This is a genomic window from Homoserinimonas sp. A447 (assembly GCF_054489325.1).
Window position 1 is genome coordinate 361,381 of record NZ_JBTMWW010000001.1, and the last position, 13,545, is coordinate 374,925.

Below are 13,545 nucleotides of genomic sequence, written 5' to 3' on the forward strand. Positions count from 1 at the left end.
AGCTTGTCGAGCGTTGTACTGAGCTTGTCGAAGTGACCAGCTGAGCATGCCGAAGCGTCCGTCGAAATCCGCGTAGCTGGTGCTCTATAGTTAGGTTAGGCAACCCTAAGCGTTGCGTTCATCTTTCCCCGATTTGGAGTCCCTTGTGAGTTTTCGCCCCCGCCTCGCCGCGCTCGCCGCTGCGACCGCCGCCCTCCTCGTTCTGAGCGGATGCGCATCCGGAACTGAAGAAGCGCCCGAGGGCTCAGGGAGCTCCGGCGTCTTCCCGGTCACCATGGAGCACGCATTCGGCGAAACCGAGATCGACAGCGAACCGCAACGCGTCGTCGCGCTGGGCTGGGGGAGCGCGGATGCCGCGATCGCCATGGGTGTAATCCCGGTCGCCATGGAGGCGCAGGCCTACGGCGGGGACGAGAACGGCGTGCAGCCGTGGACCGCTGAGGCCCTCGAGGATGCTGGCGTCGAGACGCCCATCCTCATCCCGTCGAGCAATGAGACCCCGGCCTACGAGGCGATCGCGGAAGCCGCGCCCGACCTGATCCTCGCGGTCTACTCGGGCATCACTGAGGAGCAGTACGAACTCCTCAGCGAGATCGCACCCACCGTCGCCTACCCGGACGCCGCCTGGACAACCCCGTGGCGTGACGTCGTCTCGCTGGTCGGCGAAGCGCTCGGCAAGACCACTGAAGCGCAGTCCGTGCTCGACGGCGTCGACGCCGTGCTCGCCGAGAAGGCAGCCGAGAACCCCGAACTGGCCGGCAAGTCCGTCGCCGTCGTGTGGGACGTTTCCGGCACCTTCTACGTCTACAAGCCGGCGGATTCACGGGTCAGCTTCCTGTTCGACTTGGGGCTGGTGAACGCCCCGTCGGTGGACGAACTCGCGAACGGTGAGTCACCGTTCTACTTCACGCTCAGCTACGAGGAGCTCGACAAGCTGGAGAGCGATATCGTCGTCGCGTTCGCCAACACGCAGGACGAGGCGGATGCGTTCCTCGCCCAGAATTACGCCCAGACCATCCCGGCCGTGAAGTCTGGTGCCGTCGCATCCGTCAGTGGCGTCGAACTGGTGGCCGCGGTTTCGCCGCCCACCGCCCTCTCGCTCACCTGGGGCATCGACGAGTACGTCGCGGCCTTGGCTGAGGCAGCTTCTGCGGGTTGAGTAGGCGCGAAGCGCCGTATCGAAACCAGCTAGATAGAACTGAACGCCACCATCGGCTTCCCGGTCGCGGGGTGCGGCAGCAGGTCTGCCCGCACCCCGTAGACCTCGCGAATCAGCTCGGCCGTCAGGGTCGTCTGGGTTGGCCCCGCGGCCACCACTCGTCCGCGGTGAAGCACCAGGATGTGGTCGCTGGCCGCCAGCGCGAGGTTCAGGTCGTGTAGCGCGGCGAGCACGGTGACCCCCGTGTCGGCGAGGTTGCGGAGCAGCTCGAGCGTCGCCAACCCCGCACTGATGTCCAGGTGGTTGGTCGGTTCGTCCAGCAGCAACAGCCGCGGCTGCTGGGCGAGGGCCTTCGCCAGCAGCACCCGCTGGCGCTCCCCGCCAGACAGGCTGGTGAAGTCGCGCTCGGCGAACTCCGTCACCCCGGCGACCCGTAGGGCGTCGGAGACGATCGAGCGGTCCTCCCGACTCTCCTCTTGCCACATCGCCTGGTGCGGGGTCCGTCCAAGTGCGACCACCTCGCGCGCGGTCAGCGTCAGTTCGGTGACGGCGTCCTGCTCCACGAAGCTGACCAGTCGCGCCCGTGGTTTGCGTGCCATTCCGGGCAGGTCCTGTCCGTCGAACGAGATGGCACCGGCATCCGGTTTCTCGACGGCGGCGATCGCCTTCAACAGGGTGGACTTGCCTGCACCGTTGGGTCCGATGAGGGCGGCCAGGCTGCCGGGCGGCACCGACCAGTCCACGCCGTCGATGATGAGCGTTCCGTCGATGCGCACGTCGACGCGGTCGACGCCCAGGCCGTCGGCGGTCATGCGTCAGCCCTGCGCTTCGCCAGCAGGAACGCAAAAACAGGTGCACCGATGATGGCCGTCACGATGCCGACCGGCAGCTCCCGCGGGTCGAACAGCGACCGGGCCACGGTGTCTGCCCAGATAAGGAAGATCGCCCCGACCAGCGCGACCAGGGGCAGCAGGGCCCGATGACGCGGGCCGACCAGCAGCCGGACAGCGTGCGGCAGGATCAGCCCGACGAACCCGATCGAGCCGCTGACCGACACCATCGCCCCGGTGAGCAGGGCAGTGACGGCCAACAGGCTCCACCGGACCCCTTGCACGTTCACCCCGAGGGCCGCAGCGGAAGTGTCGCCGAAAGCGAAGGCGTCGAGCGTGCGCCCGCTCAGCAGAATCGGAATCCCCGCGATGAGAATGGCCGCGAAGGTGATCGCCACGGCGGGCCAGCGCGCTCCGGCCAGCGATCCCAGCAGCCAGCTCAGTATTTCCCGGTAGGAGTCCCCGGTCACCCACCAGAAGATGACCAGGCTGGTCAGGGCGGATGCGAGCGCCGACACCGCGACACCGGCGAGCACCGTACGCGATGGGGTGATGCGCCCGAGCGAACTGGCCAGCGCGAGGGTGAGCCCCAGGGCAAGAAGCGCTCCGAGGAACGCGGCGAGCGGCAGGATGATGGCAGCACCCATCAGCAGCACCAGAACGGCCCCGAGGGACGCCCCCGACGACAGGCCGAGCAGGTACGGGTCGGCCAGCGGGTTGCGGGTCAACGCCTGCATGACCGCGCCGCTCACCGCGAGCCCGGCACCCACCGCCGCGGCGGTCAGCACTCTGGGCATCCGCAGCTCCCAGACGATGCCGTCGCGCAGTTCGCTGAGCGGTGTCGCGCCGAATCCCAGGTGATGGAGCACGGAGGCCCAGACCTCGCCCGGCGTGATGTCGGCAGGGCCGAAGGTGATGGCCAGAATGACGGATGCCACCAGCACCACCCCCAGCACGCCCGCCAGCATCGCGACCGCTGGTCTTGGTTTACCCAAGCTCAAGCTCCGCAAGTTGGTCGCTCAGGTCGACGATCGCCGGAACCGTGCGCACCCCGGCCTCGCTTGCCGCGAACGGGACGACGAGGTATCGCCCGTTGACGACCGCGTCGAGCCGTGCGGTGGCCGGGTTGGCCTGCAGGATACCGATCTTCTTGTCCGCGCTGTTCCACGCGGAGTCGACGAGCACGATCACGTCAGGGTTGGCCGCGATGACGGCCTCCCAGTTGAACGGGGCCCACGCCTGTCCAAGGTCGCCGGCGATGTTGGTGAGGCCGAGGTGGTCGAGCACGACCTGCGGCGCCCCGGTGCCGCCGCCGACGAACGGGGTGTCCGATCCGGACGAGAACCACAGGGCAGTGCGCTTGCCGGAGACCGGCTTGACCGCTTCGAGTGCTGCCCGCTGCTCGGAGACCAGCTCCGTGGCATCCGTCTCGAAGATCGACGCGACCTCGGTGATCTCGGCGAAGATGTCGTCCACCGTCAGTGCGGGGTGATCGGCGGAGAGTGACTGGCATGCAGAGGGGGAAACGTAGGTGTCAACCCCGAGCGACTGCAACTCGCTGCGCTCACTGGCGCCGTCGGCTGAGAAGTTGGATTCCCAGCCGGCGTAGACCAGGTCGGGTTCGAGGGTGAGGACGGCCTCCTCCGATGGCACCTTGTCGGAGATCACCGGGATGTCGGCCGCAGCATCCGCCCACTGCTCAGGGGTTGGGCCATCAGGGAACGCGGTGCCGACGATGCGGTCGCCGAGGCCCAGGGCCAGCAGCATCTCGGTGGTCGACGACTTGATGGTGACGACGCGCTCCGGGTTGGAGTACGTCACCTCGAGGCCGCAATTGGTGATCGCCTCCGGCATCGGGGCCGGGCGTTCGGGTGCGGCGGCTGCAGCGCATCCGCTCAGCAGCAAGGCAGTGGCGATCATCGCGGGAACGGCGAGTCGAGAGTTCATGGGGGTCCTCCGGTTGTGGGCGTGCGAGAGTTCGTGGCACAAGCGGCCACGAAACCTGCCGGCCTCAAATCGGAGGTCGAGCGCACTACGCCAGGTCAGGCGCAGTGGGTCTGCACAAATTCTAGCGACATCCGGTTCGGTACCTGACACGCCAACTGGTAGCTGCTTCAGGATGCCCGGCTAAACTTCTCGGGTGACTCACCTACGCCAGACCCCCTGGACCGTCGACGTGCGCGACATCATGCACCGGCCCGGCGAGATGCGCGAGCGCCAACTCGACATCGCGACGCCGGAACCCTTCGGCAACCCCGTCATTGGCGTACCGGAGGGCGCAAACGTCGAGATCGATCTGCGCCTCGAAGCCCTGCATGACGGCATCCTGGTCAGTGCCGAAGTGGATGCGACGGCGACCGGGGAGTGCGTTCGGTGCCTCATCGATGTCGCCCACCCGGTCGAAGTCGATATTCAGGAGCTTTTCGCGTATTCTGAGGACGAAGCTTTCGAGTATCAGGTTCAAGACGACCACGTGGATCTTGAACCCGTCATTCGGGACGCAGTGGTTTTGTCGCTGCCGTTCCAACCGGTCTGTCAAGAAGATTGCCCCGGCCTGTGCCCAGAATGTGGGGTGCGGCTTCTCGACAACCCCGGCCACGAGCATGAAGAACCCATTGATCCCCGGTGGGCGGCGCTTGCCGGACTCGAAGGCCTGACCGAGGCCACAAGCACCCCAACAGACAACGCCGCGCAGCGCGGTGCCGACATTGCCCCTGAGGCCGATGTCGAGAGAGAGAAGAGATAGTCATGGCAGTACCCAAGCGCAAGATGTCCCGCGCGAGCACCCGCATGCGCCGCGCCCAGTGGAAGGCAACCGCTCCGACGCTGGTCAAGACCATCGAGGGTGGCAAGGTCGTTTACAGCCTCCCGCACCGCGCGAAGGTTGTCGAAGACTCCGCCGGCACCCCCCTGTACATGGAGTACAAGGGCCGCAAGGTCGCCGACGTCTAAATCGCCTGGCGGTTATTTGAGCGAGGGGAGCGCCGGTGTCTGCTGAACAGCAGGATCCGGTTGTCACCGTCGAATCGGGCCGTCACGCCGCGCCGCGGCCGGGACTTGCGGACCAATTGCAGGTCGATGTCAGCCCAGAACTCCTCGAGCTTGCCCTGACGCACCGTTCTTTCGCGTACGAGCACGGTGGTATCGCCCACAACGAGCGACTCGAATTTCTCGGCGACTCGATTCTCGGCCAGGCGGTCACCGTCATGCTGTACAACGAGAATCCGACCCTCAGCGAGGGCGACCTCGCGAAGAGGCGTGCGAGCCTGGTCTCCAGTGTGGCGCTTGCGGAGGTTGCCCGGTCGATCGACCTGGGTCCGCACATCCGCCTCGGTCATGGCGAAGAGCTGACCGGCGGGCGAGACAAGTCCTCCATCCTCGCCGACACTGTTGAGGCGATCATCGGGGCCACCTACCTGAGTGCGGGGGCGGATGCGGCTACCGGCCTGGTGCTGCGGCTCATCAACCCCTTGCTGGAAGATCCGGAGCGTTTCGGCGCCGCCATGGATCCGAAGACGAGCCTGCAGGAACTGGCCGCACGCCGCGGGCGCGGTGCGCCGACGTATGTCATCACCGACAGCGGCCCAGACCACTCCAAGCGGTTTCACGCTGTCGTCGTGCTCGGCGGCAAGGAGATCGCCTCGGGCGACGGCACCAGCAAGAAGCACGCCGAGATGGCTGCCGCGCTCGACGCGTGGACGCTGCTGCAGTCCGAATAGATGCCGGAGCTACCCGAGGTCGAGGTCGTCCGCGCCGGCCTGGAGCCGGCCGTGACCGGCGCAACTGTCACCGCCGTCACGGTGCTGGACGAGCGCTCGCTGCGGCGGCATCCTGGCCCCGCGGAGGACTTCGTCGAGCGGCTGACCGGCGCAACGCTGCTCACCCCGAACCGCCGCGGCAAGTACCTGTGGCTCCCGCTCGTGGAATCGAAAACGAAGGAGATCCGTCCGGATTCGGCCGCTTCTGCATCACCTGGCGCCGTTTCGGCCGAAAGTCCTTCGATTTCGACAGCGTCCGAGGCATTGGTCGTGCACCTGGGCATGAGCGGCCAGGTGCTGCTTCGCGAGCCGGGCGCCGAAGATCGCCTGACGCGCATCCGCATCGACGTGGAGCATCCGGTTCACGGACCGCTGCGCCTGAACTTCGTCGACCAGCGCATCTTCGGTTCGATGGCCATCGATGAGCTGCGGGCGACGACGGATGCCCCGGCGCAGTCGGTCCCGAACCAGGTCTTCCACATTGCCCGCGACCCGATCGACCCGCTCTTCGACGACAAGGTATTCTTCCGGCGGCTCAGCGCCCGCAAGACAGGGGTGAAACGCGCCCTTCTCGATCAGACCCTGATCAGCGGCATCGGCAACATCTACGCCGACGAGGCACTCTGGGCGGCGCGCATCCACTACGACCAGCCGACCAATACGCTCAGCCTCCCCAAGGCGAAGCGCCTGCTCGCCGAGGTTCGGCTGGTGTTGGCGAAGGCGCTCGGTGAGGGCGGCACCAGCTTCGACACGCAATACCTGAACGTCAACGGAGAGTCCGGCTACTTCGCACACTCCCTACAGGCGTATGGCCAGCACGGCCAACCGTGTCCGCGCTGCGGGCGTCCGATCATCCGCGAAACGTTCATGAACCGTGGGTCCCATTTCTGCCCGTTCTGCCAGCGCCTGCGCTGACTCGCTTCACCCGTCAGGTAGACACACGCCTGTATCCGCAGCGCAGCCGGCTGTGTCCATAGCTGACGGATGAGCCGACGCCGCGGAGAGCACCAGGCGCTCAGAGCACCTTCTTCCAGGAGCCCTCGTAACCGACCGGCACGAATCCGATCGCCTCGTTGACGTCGAGCATGTGCCGGTTCTCCTCGGCATTCCAGGTGTAGATGGCCGGATGCCCGGGTGCGGTTTCCGACAGGAGGCGTAGGTTCGCCGCCTTGATCAGCATGCCCAGCCGGTGCCCGCGGTGCTCGCTGAGAACGAGGGTGTTGTGGTTGAACACCGGTGTCGCAGGGTCGTGGGCGCAGACCAACTCGGTGAAGCCGACCAGGGTGCCCGACTCAATGTGACGGACCGCAGTGGTCATCCAGTGCCGACCCTCCGCCGCGCGCCGGGCGTCCAGGTCGCGCACCCGTTCTTCGTCCCACTCCTCGGGCTGGTAGTCGACCTCCCCGAGCGGCGGGTCAGTGCTCATCCGCTGCTGCAGCACCGCGAGGTCGCCGAGCCGGTGCTCGGGGGTGGCACCGATCCAGCGCTCGAGGGAGTAACCCTCCGGGGCATCCAACTCCGGAAGGTTAGCGGGCAGGGGCAACCGGCTCATCCGGTCGACCTGCGCCAGGGCGTAACCGTTGGCCAGGAGGAACCGCGTGGACGGATCATTCAGCGGCACGGACCCGAAACCGGTCGGTGACTCGATGCGCTCGCCGGCCGCATCCGCGTGGTGGGCGAACGACTGAAGCACCTGCCGCTTGTCGGCCAGGGCGATCTCAAGCACCCGCTCGTACAGCGCGGTACCGATCCCGCGGCCACGGAACTCGGGCAGCACCTCTGCGTGCAGCCAGGCTGAGCGCACGTCGTCCCCGCTCTGCAACTCGTGCACCGAGCGGCCCACGATCCGTCCGTCGACCCTGGCCACGAACATCCGCTTCGGCTCATAGGGGTTGTGGTATTCGGGGAGGAGCTCTTCCGGCTTCATGGCGAGGTCGTAGTTGCCGACAGCCGCTGCCTCGACGTCATTGCGCACGCGTGCCATCTCGATGAAGTCTGCGCCTGCTGGGCCATCCAGCGTTTGTGGCGGCAGTAATTCGTCGATCTCGAAGTCGGCCATGAAAGTTCTTTCTGCTCCGGTGCGGATGCCCCGAATGGGCAGCCGATCAGGCTACAACGCGGTCGGCGGATGCCGCACCTCCATCACCCAAATCGTTACCGGAGTTGCAGTCGGGCCATTGCACGCCCTTCCGGTACCGTTGACCCGTGAGTTTCGGGCGCGACGGGAGGGCAGGCAGGTGTATCTGAAGAGCCTGACCCTCAAAGGATTCAAGTCGTTCGCGCAGTCCACCACCTTCGCCTTCGAGGAGGGCGTCACCTGCGTCGTGGGCCCGAACGGTTCCGGCAAGTCCAATGTCGTCGACGCCCTCGCCTGGGTGATGGGCGAGCAGGGCGCGAAAACCCTGCGCGGCGGCAAGATGGAAGACGTCATCTTCGCAGGCACCGCCACCAAGGGGCCGCTCGGGCGGGCCGAGGTCATCCTCACCATCGACAACTCCGACGGCGCACTGCCCATCGAGTACGCCGAGGTCACGATCAGCCGCACCCTGTTCCGCAGCGGCGGCAGCGAGTACGCGATCAACGGCGAGACCTGCCGGCTGCTGGACGTCCAGGAGTTGCTGAGCGACTCCGGCCTGGGCCGCGAGATGCATGTCATCGTCGGCCAGGGCCAGCTCGACGCCGTTCTGCATGCCAGCCCGGAGGACCGGCGCGGGTTCATCGAGGAGGCCGCCGGCATCCTGAAGCATCGCCGTCGCAAAGAGAAGACCATCCGCAAGCTGGATGCCATGCAAGCCAACCTGACCAGGTTGAGCGACCTGGCGGGGGAGATCCGTCGCCAACTGAAGCCGCTCGGGCACCAGGCCGAGATAGCCAGGGAAGCCCAGTCGATCGCGGCGATCGTGCGCGATGCTCGCGCACGCCTGCTCGCTGACGAAGTGGTAACCCTGCGCGAGTCGCTCACGCTGCACAGCAAGAGCGAGTCGGAGCGCAAGACCGAGCGCATCGTGCTGCAGGAGCAACTCGACCAGTCGAAGCTGCGGGAGCAGCGCATCGAGCAGGCGCAGGTCGGCGATGCGGTCGACCTGGCGAGGCGAACGGCGTTCGGACTCGAGTCGGTGCAGGAGCGCCTGCGCGGCCTGTACACGCTCGCCAACCAGCGGCTCGCCCTGCTCGGTTCGCAGGCGGAGACCGCCCAGGCGGCATCCGGTGTCAGCCCGCAGATGGTGACGGATGCCCGGGACGAGGCTGCCCGGCTCACCGAGACGATTGCCGAGGCGGAGACCGCCTGGCGGGCGGCGCAGGCGGTCACCGCTGAGGCGCGCGCCAACCTCGACGGGCTCGACGAGGAGATCGCCCATCAGAGTTCGCTCGTCTCCCGCCACGACCTGGAGCTGTCGAAGCTCACCGGGCAGGCCGACACCGCGGCCTCCCGCCTCGCCGCCGTTCGCGGTGAGGTGTTGCGCCAGCAGAACGCGCTGGATGCTGCACTGGCCCGCCGCCACGCCGCAGCCCAGCTGCTGTCCCAACTGGCGGCGGAATCCACCCTCGGAGACGAAGGGGAGACCGACCTGGATGCGCAGTACCAGAGCGCACAGGCGGATGTGACGGCGGCCGAAGCCGAGATCGACACCCTTCGTGAGCAGCTGCACACCCTCGAACGGGAACGTGACGCGCTGGCGGCCCGCCAGAGCGCCCTCTCGATGGCCCTCGACCAGAAGGACGGCTCGAGCGCGCTGGTCGGGGCGAAGCGTCCGGGCATCCGCGGACTGGTGGCTGAGCACGTGCAGGTGAAGCCCGGCTACGAGGCGGCCATCGCTGCCGCCCTCGGCTCGCTGGCGGATGCCGTGCTCGCCGAGAACCGCGACTCCGCGATCGACGCGCTGGCTCACGCCGCCGCCGACGACCTCGGCCGCGTCGAACTCGTGCTGGCCGATGCCGACGTTGTTACCGGAGTCAGCGGCCAGTTGGACGACGGCGCTGTCTTCGCGGTCGACGTCGTGACCGCCCCCGCGGGTGTGCTCGGTCTTCTCGGCCGGGTCGTGATCGCCGAAGATCTCGAGGCCGCCAGGCGGGTGTGGACCGGGCTGACCACCGCACGCCGCACTGCCGGGGGGCATTCGCACGAGGCGGAGGGTTCAGGCGCTTCAGTGCTCACCGTCATCACGAAATCGGGCGACGTGCTCAGCCAGTACGTCCTCCGTGGCGGCTCCGGCGCCAAGCGCTCCCGCCTCGAACTGGTCGCCGATCGGGAGGCCGCGACCGAGCGCCTCTCCGAGGTCACCTCGCTCATCGAACGCGCCCAATTCGCGCTCGCCGAGCAGCGGGGCACCCTCCAGGTGGCGAAAGACCAGAGCGTTCGCGCACTGGCCACCTTGCGCGAGTTCGACTCGCAGCTGGCTGCGCAGACCGAGAAGCTCAACCGCTCCAAGGTGCAGGTCGAGGCCGCCGATGCCGAGGCGCAGCGTCTCGAACGCGGGCTCGAGTTGGCCAACTCCTCCGTGACGGATGCTGTTGCAGCCTCCGAGCGTGCCCAGGCCGAACTGGAGACGGCGAAGGCACGCCCTCGCCCGATCCTCGACATCGCGGCGCGCGACGGTCTCGCCGCCGAACTGGATGCCGCGCGCGAGCGCGAGGTTGAGGCACGCCTGCAGGTGGAGACCGCTCGTGAACGAGTGCGTGCCCAGGAACTGCGGGCGACACAGCTCGCCCAGCAACTGGACGCCGAGCGGGCCGCGGCCGAGGAGGCAGCCCGCCGTGCCGTCATCCGTCGCCGGCAGGTGGAGGCAGCAGAACAGGTGATTTCGGCGTTGCCCGCGGTGCTCGACGCCGTCGATCGTTCCGTGGCGGAGGCAAGGCTCGAGCTTGCCGGCCGGGAAGCCGAGCGGGCGAAGCAGAACGAGGAACTGGCCGAACTTCGCCGCAACGAGAGTGTGCTTCGCGAACGGCTGCACACGATCAGCGAGAGCGTGCACGGACTCGAGATGCAGATCTACGAGAAGAAACTGCACCTCTCCACCCTGCTCGAGCGTGCGGGCGAGGAGCTCGGTCTCGTCGAAGACGTGCTGGTCGCCGAGTACGGCCCCCAGGTTCCCATTCCCGACCTGACGACCGACCTCGACGAGGACGCCCCCAGCTCTGAGCTCGTCGATGGATCCACATCCCCTCCGTCAACAGGACGGATTGAGCAACATGCCGACGAGGGCGCCTCTCGGCTCGGCGATTCGGAAAACGCTCCTGTTGACGGCGAGGTTTCCGAAGCCACGGGAATCGCGTTCGTGCGCGCCGAGCAGGAGGCCCGTCTGGCGAAGGCCGAGCGCAAGCTCGCGCAGTTGGGCCGGGTCAACCCGCTCGCGCTGGAGGAGTTCGCGGCCCTCGAGCAGCGCCACAAGTTCCTTACCGAGCAGCTCACCGACCTCACCAACACGCGGAAAGACCTGCTGACGATCATCGACGAGATCGACGAGAAGATGCAGGACATCTTCGCGAGCGCCTTCGAAGACACCAGGGCCGCGTTCAACCAGGTTTTCCCGATCCTGTTCCCGGGGGGGACCGGCAGCATCCACCTCACCGACCCCGACGACCTGCTCACCACGGGAATCGAGGTCACGGTCAAGCCCGCCGGCAAGAAGATCGAGCGCCTGTCGCTGCTCAGCGGCGGTGAGCGTTCGCTGGCCGCGGTCGCCCTGCTGATCGCCATCTTCAAGGCGCGCCCCAGCCCGTTCTACATCATGGACGAGGTCGAGGCCGCCCTCGACGACGCCAACCTGGGCCGGCTGCTGCAGATCTTCGAAGACCTCCGCCAGACCTCGCAGCTGATCATCATCACCCACCAGAAACGCACGATGGAGATAGCGGATGCCCTCTACGGCGTCTCGATGCGGCAAGACGGTGTGAGCGCGGTCGTCGGCCAGCGCGTGGCCGCCGCCGAGGAAAAAGCCGGCTAGGCCCCTCGTCTCACACAACGTCGTTCGCGGTGGGTAGAGTAACCCGGTGACCGACATCGAACGTCTTCAGCGCAAGACCGTCTGGGTGCTCAGCAGCGCGCAGATCATGGGCGGGCTGGGCATCGGTGCAACGGCATCCGTGGGCGCCCTGCTGGCCGCAGACGTCTCCGGATACGACGCCTGGTCGGGCATGGCGGCGACCATGTCGACGCTCGGCGCAGCGGTGCTCGCACTGCCCCTGGCCCGGTTCGCTGTTCGCCGGGGCCGTCGCCCGGCGCTGGGGTTCGGGTCCATGCTGGCCGGGGCATCCGCGATCCTGCTGGTGCTGGCAGCGTCCATCGGATCGTTCCCGTTGCTGCTGGTCGCCTTCGCCCTCTCCGGTGCGGGATCGGCCACCAACCTGCAGGCCCGGTTCGCCGCCACCGACCTGGCGCGACCGGCACACCGTGGCCGCGACCTGTCCCTGGTGGTCTGGTCGACGACCATCGGGTCCGTGCTCGGGCCCAACCTGATCGAACCGGGCGAGGCGATCGGCGACGTGCTCGGCCTGCCGACCCTGACCGGCCCGTTCGTGTTCACGGTTGCCGCCCAGGCGATCACCGTGTGCATCTACCTGTTCGGCCTGCGGCCCGATCCGCTGGTGGTCGCCCGTGATGCCCTCGGCACGGAAGCCCGGGAGCGGCCGCGCCTCGGGTTCGCCACCCTACGGATCAACCCGCGCGCGCGGTTCGCCGTCGGAGCGGTGGCCCTCAGCCACGCGACCATGGTCGCCGTCATGTCGATGACACCCGTTCACCTGTACGGGCACGGCGCAACTCTGGCGATAGTCGGGTTCACCATCAGCCTCCACATCGCCGGGATGTTCGGCCTGTCACCGGTCTTCGGCTGGTTGGCCGACCGCGTCGGCCGGCTTCCGGTACTGCTCGGCGGCCAGGCGATCCTGGCATCCGCTCTCGTCGTCGCCTGGCTCGGCAGTGAGTCGCACGCCCTGGTCGGGGTCAGCCTGGTGCTCCTCGGGCTCGGCTGGTCGGCGTCCACCATCGCGGCATCGACGATGCTGGTCGACTCGGTGCCCATCGGCGATCGGCCGGGCGTTCAGGGAGTGTCCGACCTGATGATGAACCTCGCCGGCGCTGCCGGTGGTGCCCTCGCGGGGCCGGTATTGACTGCTTTCGGCTACCCGGGGCTCGGATTGGCCAGCATGCTGCTGGTGGCCGCCGTTCTCCTGTGGGCGCTGCTGCGGGCATCCGCCCCCGCCGACGTCCTGATCGAAGGCTAGACCAGCGACTCGAGGTGCTCCCCGTTGACGCTGAGCACCTCCCACTGGCCATCGACCACGTCGAGCGTCGACACCGACCCGTTCAGGATGTGGTCGAACGGCCGGCCGGCGAGGGAGGCGAGGGTGTAGCGGATTATCGTGCCGTGGCAGACGATGACGACATTCCTGCCCTGGTACTCGTCCGCGATCTGCTGCAGCGCCTTGGTGCCGCGGGCGACCACCGAGTCGAGCGGCTCGAGACCCGGGTACTGCCGGTCGGGCCAGCGGGCGTCGATCTCGGCCAGGGTGAGGCCTTCGCCTTCACCGTAGGAGCGCTCGACCAACAGGCCGTAGCTGCGTCCGAGTGCGATTCCGAGCCCGTCGGCGATGATCTGGGCGGTCTCCCGCGCCCGCGCCAGGGGAGAGCTGACGATGACCTCCCAACCCGCATCAGCCAGCACGGCTACCGCATCGCGCGCCTGCTGACGACCGGTCTCGTTGAGGGGAATGTCGCTCGATCCCTGCATCTTGAGGGCGGCATTCCAGTCAGTCTGGCCGTGGCGGATGAAGGCGATAGTCATGATCTCATTGTCCC

Annotated in this window: 12 protein-coding genes; 7 read left to right on the forward strand and 5 right to left on the reverse strand. The window is 67.5% G+C overall.

Features of this window, described 5'->3' with window-relative positions; translation table 11 throughout:
- Positions 1-145 precede the first annotated feature (145 nt).
- Positions 146-1,159 carry an iron-siderophore ABC transporter substrate-binding protein gene (locus ACX3O0_RS01695; RefSeq protein ID WP_459106579.1) on the forward strand — a complete coding sequence of 338 codons (1,014 nt, stop codon included), beginning with the start codon at positions 146-148 and terminating at the stop codon, positions 1,157-1,159.
- A 29-nt stretch (positions 1,160-1,188) separates the two neighbouring features.
- Here ACX3O0_RS01695 and ACX3O0_RS01700 read toward each other — a convergent pair whose 3' ends face one another.
- The 3 genes from ACX3O0_RS01700 to ACX3O0_RS01710 are packed head-to-tail and all read right to left on the reverse strand — an operon-like array spanning position 1,189 to position 3,936.
- The gene (locus ACX3O0_RS01700; protein WP_459106580.1) at positions 1,189-1,971 is read right to left on the reverse strand and encodes an ABC transporter ATP-binding protein; all 783 of its coding nucleotides are present in this window, start codon (positions 1,969-1,971) and stop codon (positions 1,189-1,191) included.
- Positions 1,968-2,957 carry a putative F420-0 ABC transporter permease subunit gene (locus ACX3O0_RS01705; protein WP_459108429.1) on the reverse strand — a complete coding sequence of 330 codons (990 nt, stop codon included), beginning with the start codon at positions 2,955-2,957 and terminating at the stop codon, positions 1,968-1,970. Before ACX3O0_RS01705 ends, ACX3O0_RS01700 begins: the two co-directional genes overlap by 4 nt.
- Positions 2,958-2,976: 19 nt before the next feature.
- Complete coding sequence (locus tag ACX3O0_RS01710) at positions 2,977-3,936, reverse strand: putative F420-0 ABC transporter substrate-binding protein (RefSeq protein WP_459106581.1); 960 nt, start codon at positions 3,934-3,936, stop codon at positions 2,977-2,979.
- A 193-nt stretch (positions 3,937-4,129) separates the two neighbouring features.
- Here ACX3O0_RS01710 and ACX3O0_RS01715 point away from each other — a divergent pair, with 193 nt between their 5' ends.
- The 4 genes from ACX3O0_RS01715 to mutM all read left to right on the forward strand — a co-directional run bounded on the left by ACX3O0_RS01715 (position 4,130) and on the right by mutM (position 6,662).
- Entirely contained in the window at positions 4,130-4,735 is a 606-nt protein-coding gene (locus ACX3O0_RS01715) for a YceD family protein (protein ID WP_459106582.1), read from the forward strand.
- A 2-nt stretch (positions 4,736-4,737) separates the two neighbouring features.
- The gene (gene rpmF, locus ACX3O0_RS01720; RefSeq protein ID WP_459106583.1) at positions 4,738-4,941 is read left to right on the forward strand and encodes a 50S ribosomal protein L32; all 204 of its coding nucleotides are present in this window, start codon (positions 4,738-4,740) and stop codon (positions 4,939-4,941) included.
- Between the two features lie 116 nt (positions 4,942-5,057).
- A complete protein-coding gene (rnc, locus tag ACX3O0_RS01725) occupies positions 5,058-5,708 on the forward strand; it encodes a ribonuclease III (RefSeq protein ID WP_459108430.1) in 651 nt (216 codons plus the stop codon).
- Positions 5,709-6,662 (forward strand): bifunctional DNA-formamidopyrimidine glycosylase/DNA-(apurinic or apyrimidinic site) lyase, encoded by a 954-nt coding sequence (gene mutM / locus ACX3O0_RS01730; RefSeq protein WP_459106584.1) that lies wholly within the window; start codon positions 5,709-5,711, stop codon positions 6,660-6,662. It abuts the gene before it with no gap.
- 100 nt (positions 6,663-6,762) lie between these two features.
- Here mutM and ACX3O0_RS01735 read toward each other — a convergent pair whose 3' ends face one another.
- Entirely contained in the window at positions 6,763-7,806 is a 1,044-nt protein-coding gene (locus ACX3O0_RS01735; protein WP_459090404.1) for a GNAT family N-acetyltransferase, read from the reverse strand.
- 178 nt (positions 7,807-7,984) lie between these two features.
- On the opposite strand from ACX3O0_RS01735, the gene ACX3O0_RS01740 reads away from it, so the two are divergent.
- Both ACX3O0_RS01740 and ACX3O0_RS01745 read left to right on the forward strand, forming a co-directional pair.
- Entirely contained in the window at positions 7,985-11,692 is a 3,708-nt protein-coding gene (locus ACX3O0_RS01740; RefSeq protein ID WP_459108431.1) for an AAA family ATPase, read from the forward strand.
- Positions 11,693-11,738: 46 nt separating this feature from the next.
- Positions 11,739-12,971 (forward strand): MFS transporter, encoded by a 1,233-nt coding sequence (locus tag ACX3O0_RS01745; protein WP_459090406.1) that lies wholly within the window; start codon positions 11,739-11,741, stop codon positions 12,969-12,971.
- On the opposite strand, the gene ACX3O0_RS01750 is transcribed toward ACX3O0_RS01745, so the two are convergent.
- On the reverse strand, positions 12,968-13,531 hold the full coding sequence (locus ACX3O0_RS01750; RefSeq protein ID WP_459106585.1) for a histidine phosphatase family protein: 564 nt from the start codon (positions 13,529-13,531) through the stop codon (positions 12,968-12,970). The two genes, ACX3O0_RS01745 and ACX3O0_RS01750, sit on opposite strands and share 4 nt — an antisense overlap.
- Between the last annotated feature and the right edge of the window lie 14 nt (positions 13,532-13,545).

Bases quoted from the DNA above. Each gene is read 5' to 3' on its own strand.
- ACX3O0_RS01700 (WP_459106580.1), bottom strand. From the start codon at position 1,971: ATGACCGCCGACGGCCTGGGCGTCGACCGCGTCGACGTGCGCATCGAC.
- ACX3O0_RS01705 (WP_459108429.1), bottom strand. From the start codon at position 2,957: ATGCTGGCGGGCGTGCTGGGGGTGGTGCTGGTGGCATCCGTCATTCTG.
- ACX3O0_RS01710 (WP_459106581.1), bottom strand. From the start codon at position 3,936: ATGAACTCTCGACTCGCCGTTCCCGCGATGATCGCCACTGCCTTGCTG.
- rpmF (WP_459106583.1), top strand. From the start codon at position 4,738: ATGGCAGTACCCAAGCGCAAGATGTCCCGCGCGAGCACCCGCATGCGC.
- mutM (WP_459106584.1), top strand. From the start codon at position 5,709: ATGCCGGAGCTACCCGAGGTCGAGGTCGTCCGCGCCGGCCTGGAGCCG.
- ACX3O0_RS01735 (WP_459090404.1), bottom strand. From the start codon at position 7,806: ATGGCCGACTTCGAGATCGACGAATTACTGCCGCCACAAACGCTGGAT.
- ACX3O0_RS01750 (WP_459106585.1), bottom strand. From the start codon at position 13,531: ATGACTATCGCCTTCATCCGCCACGGCCAGACTGACTGGAATGCCGCC.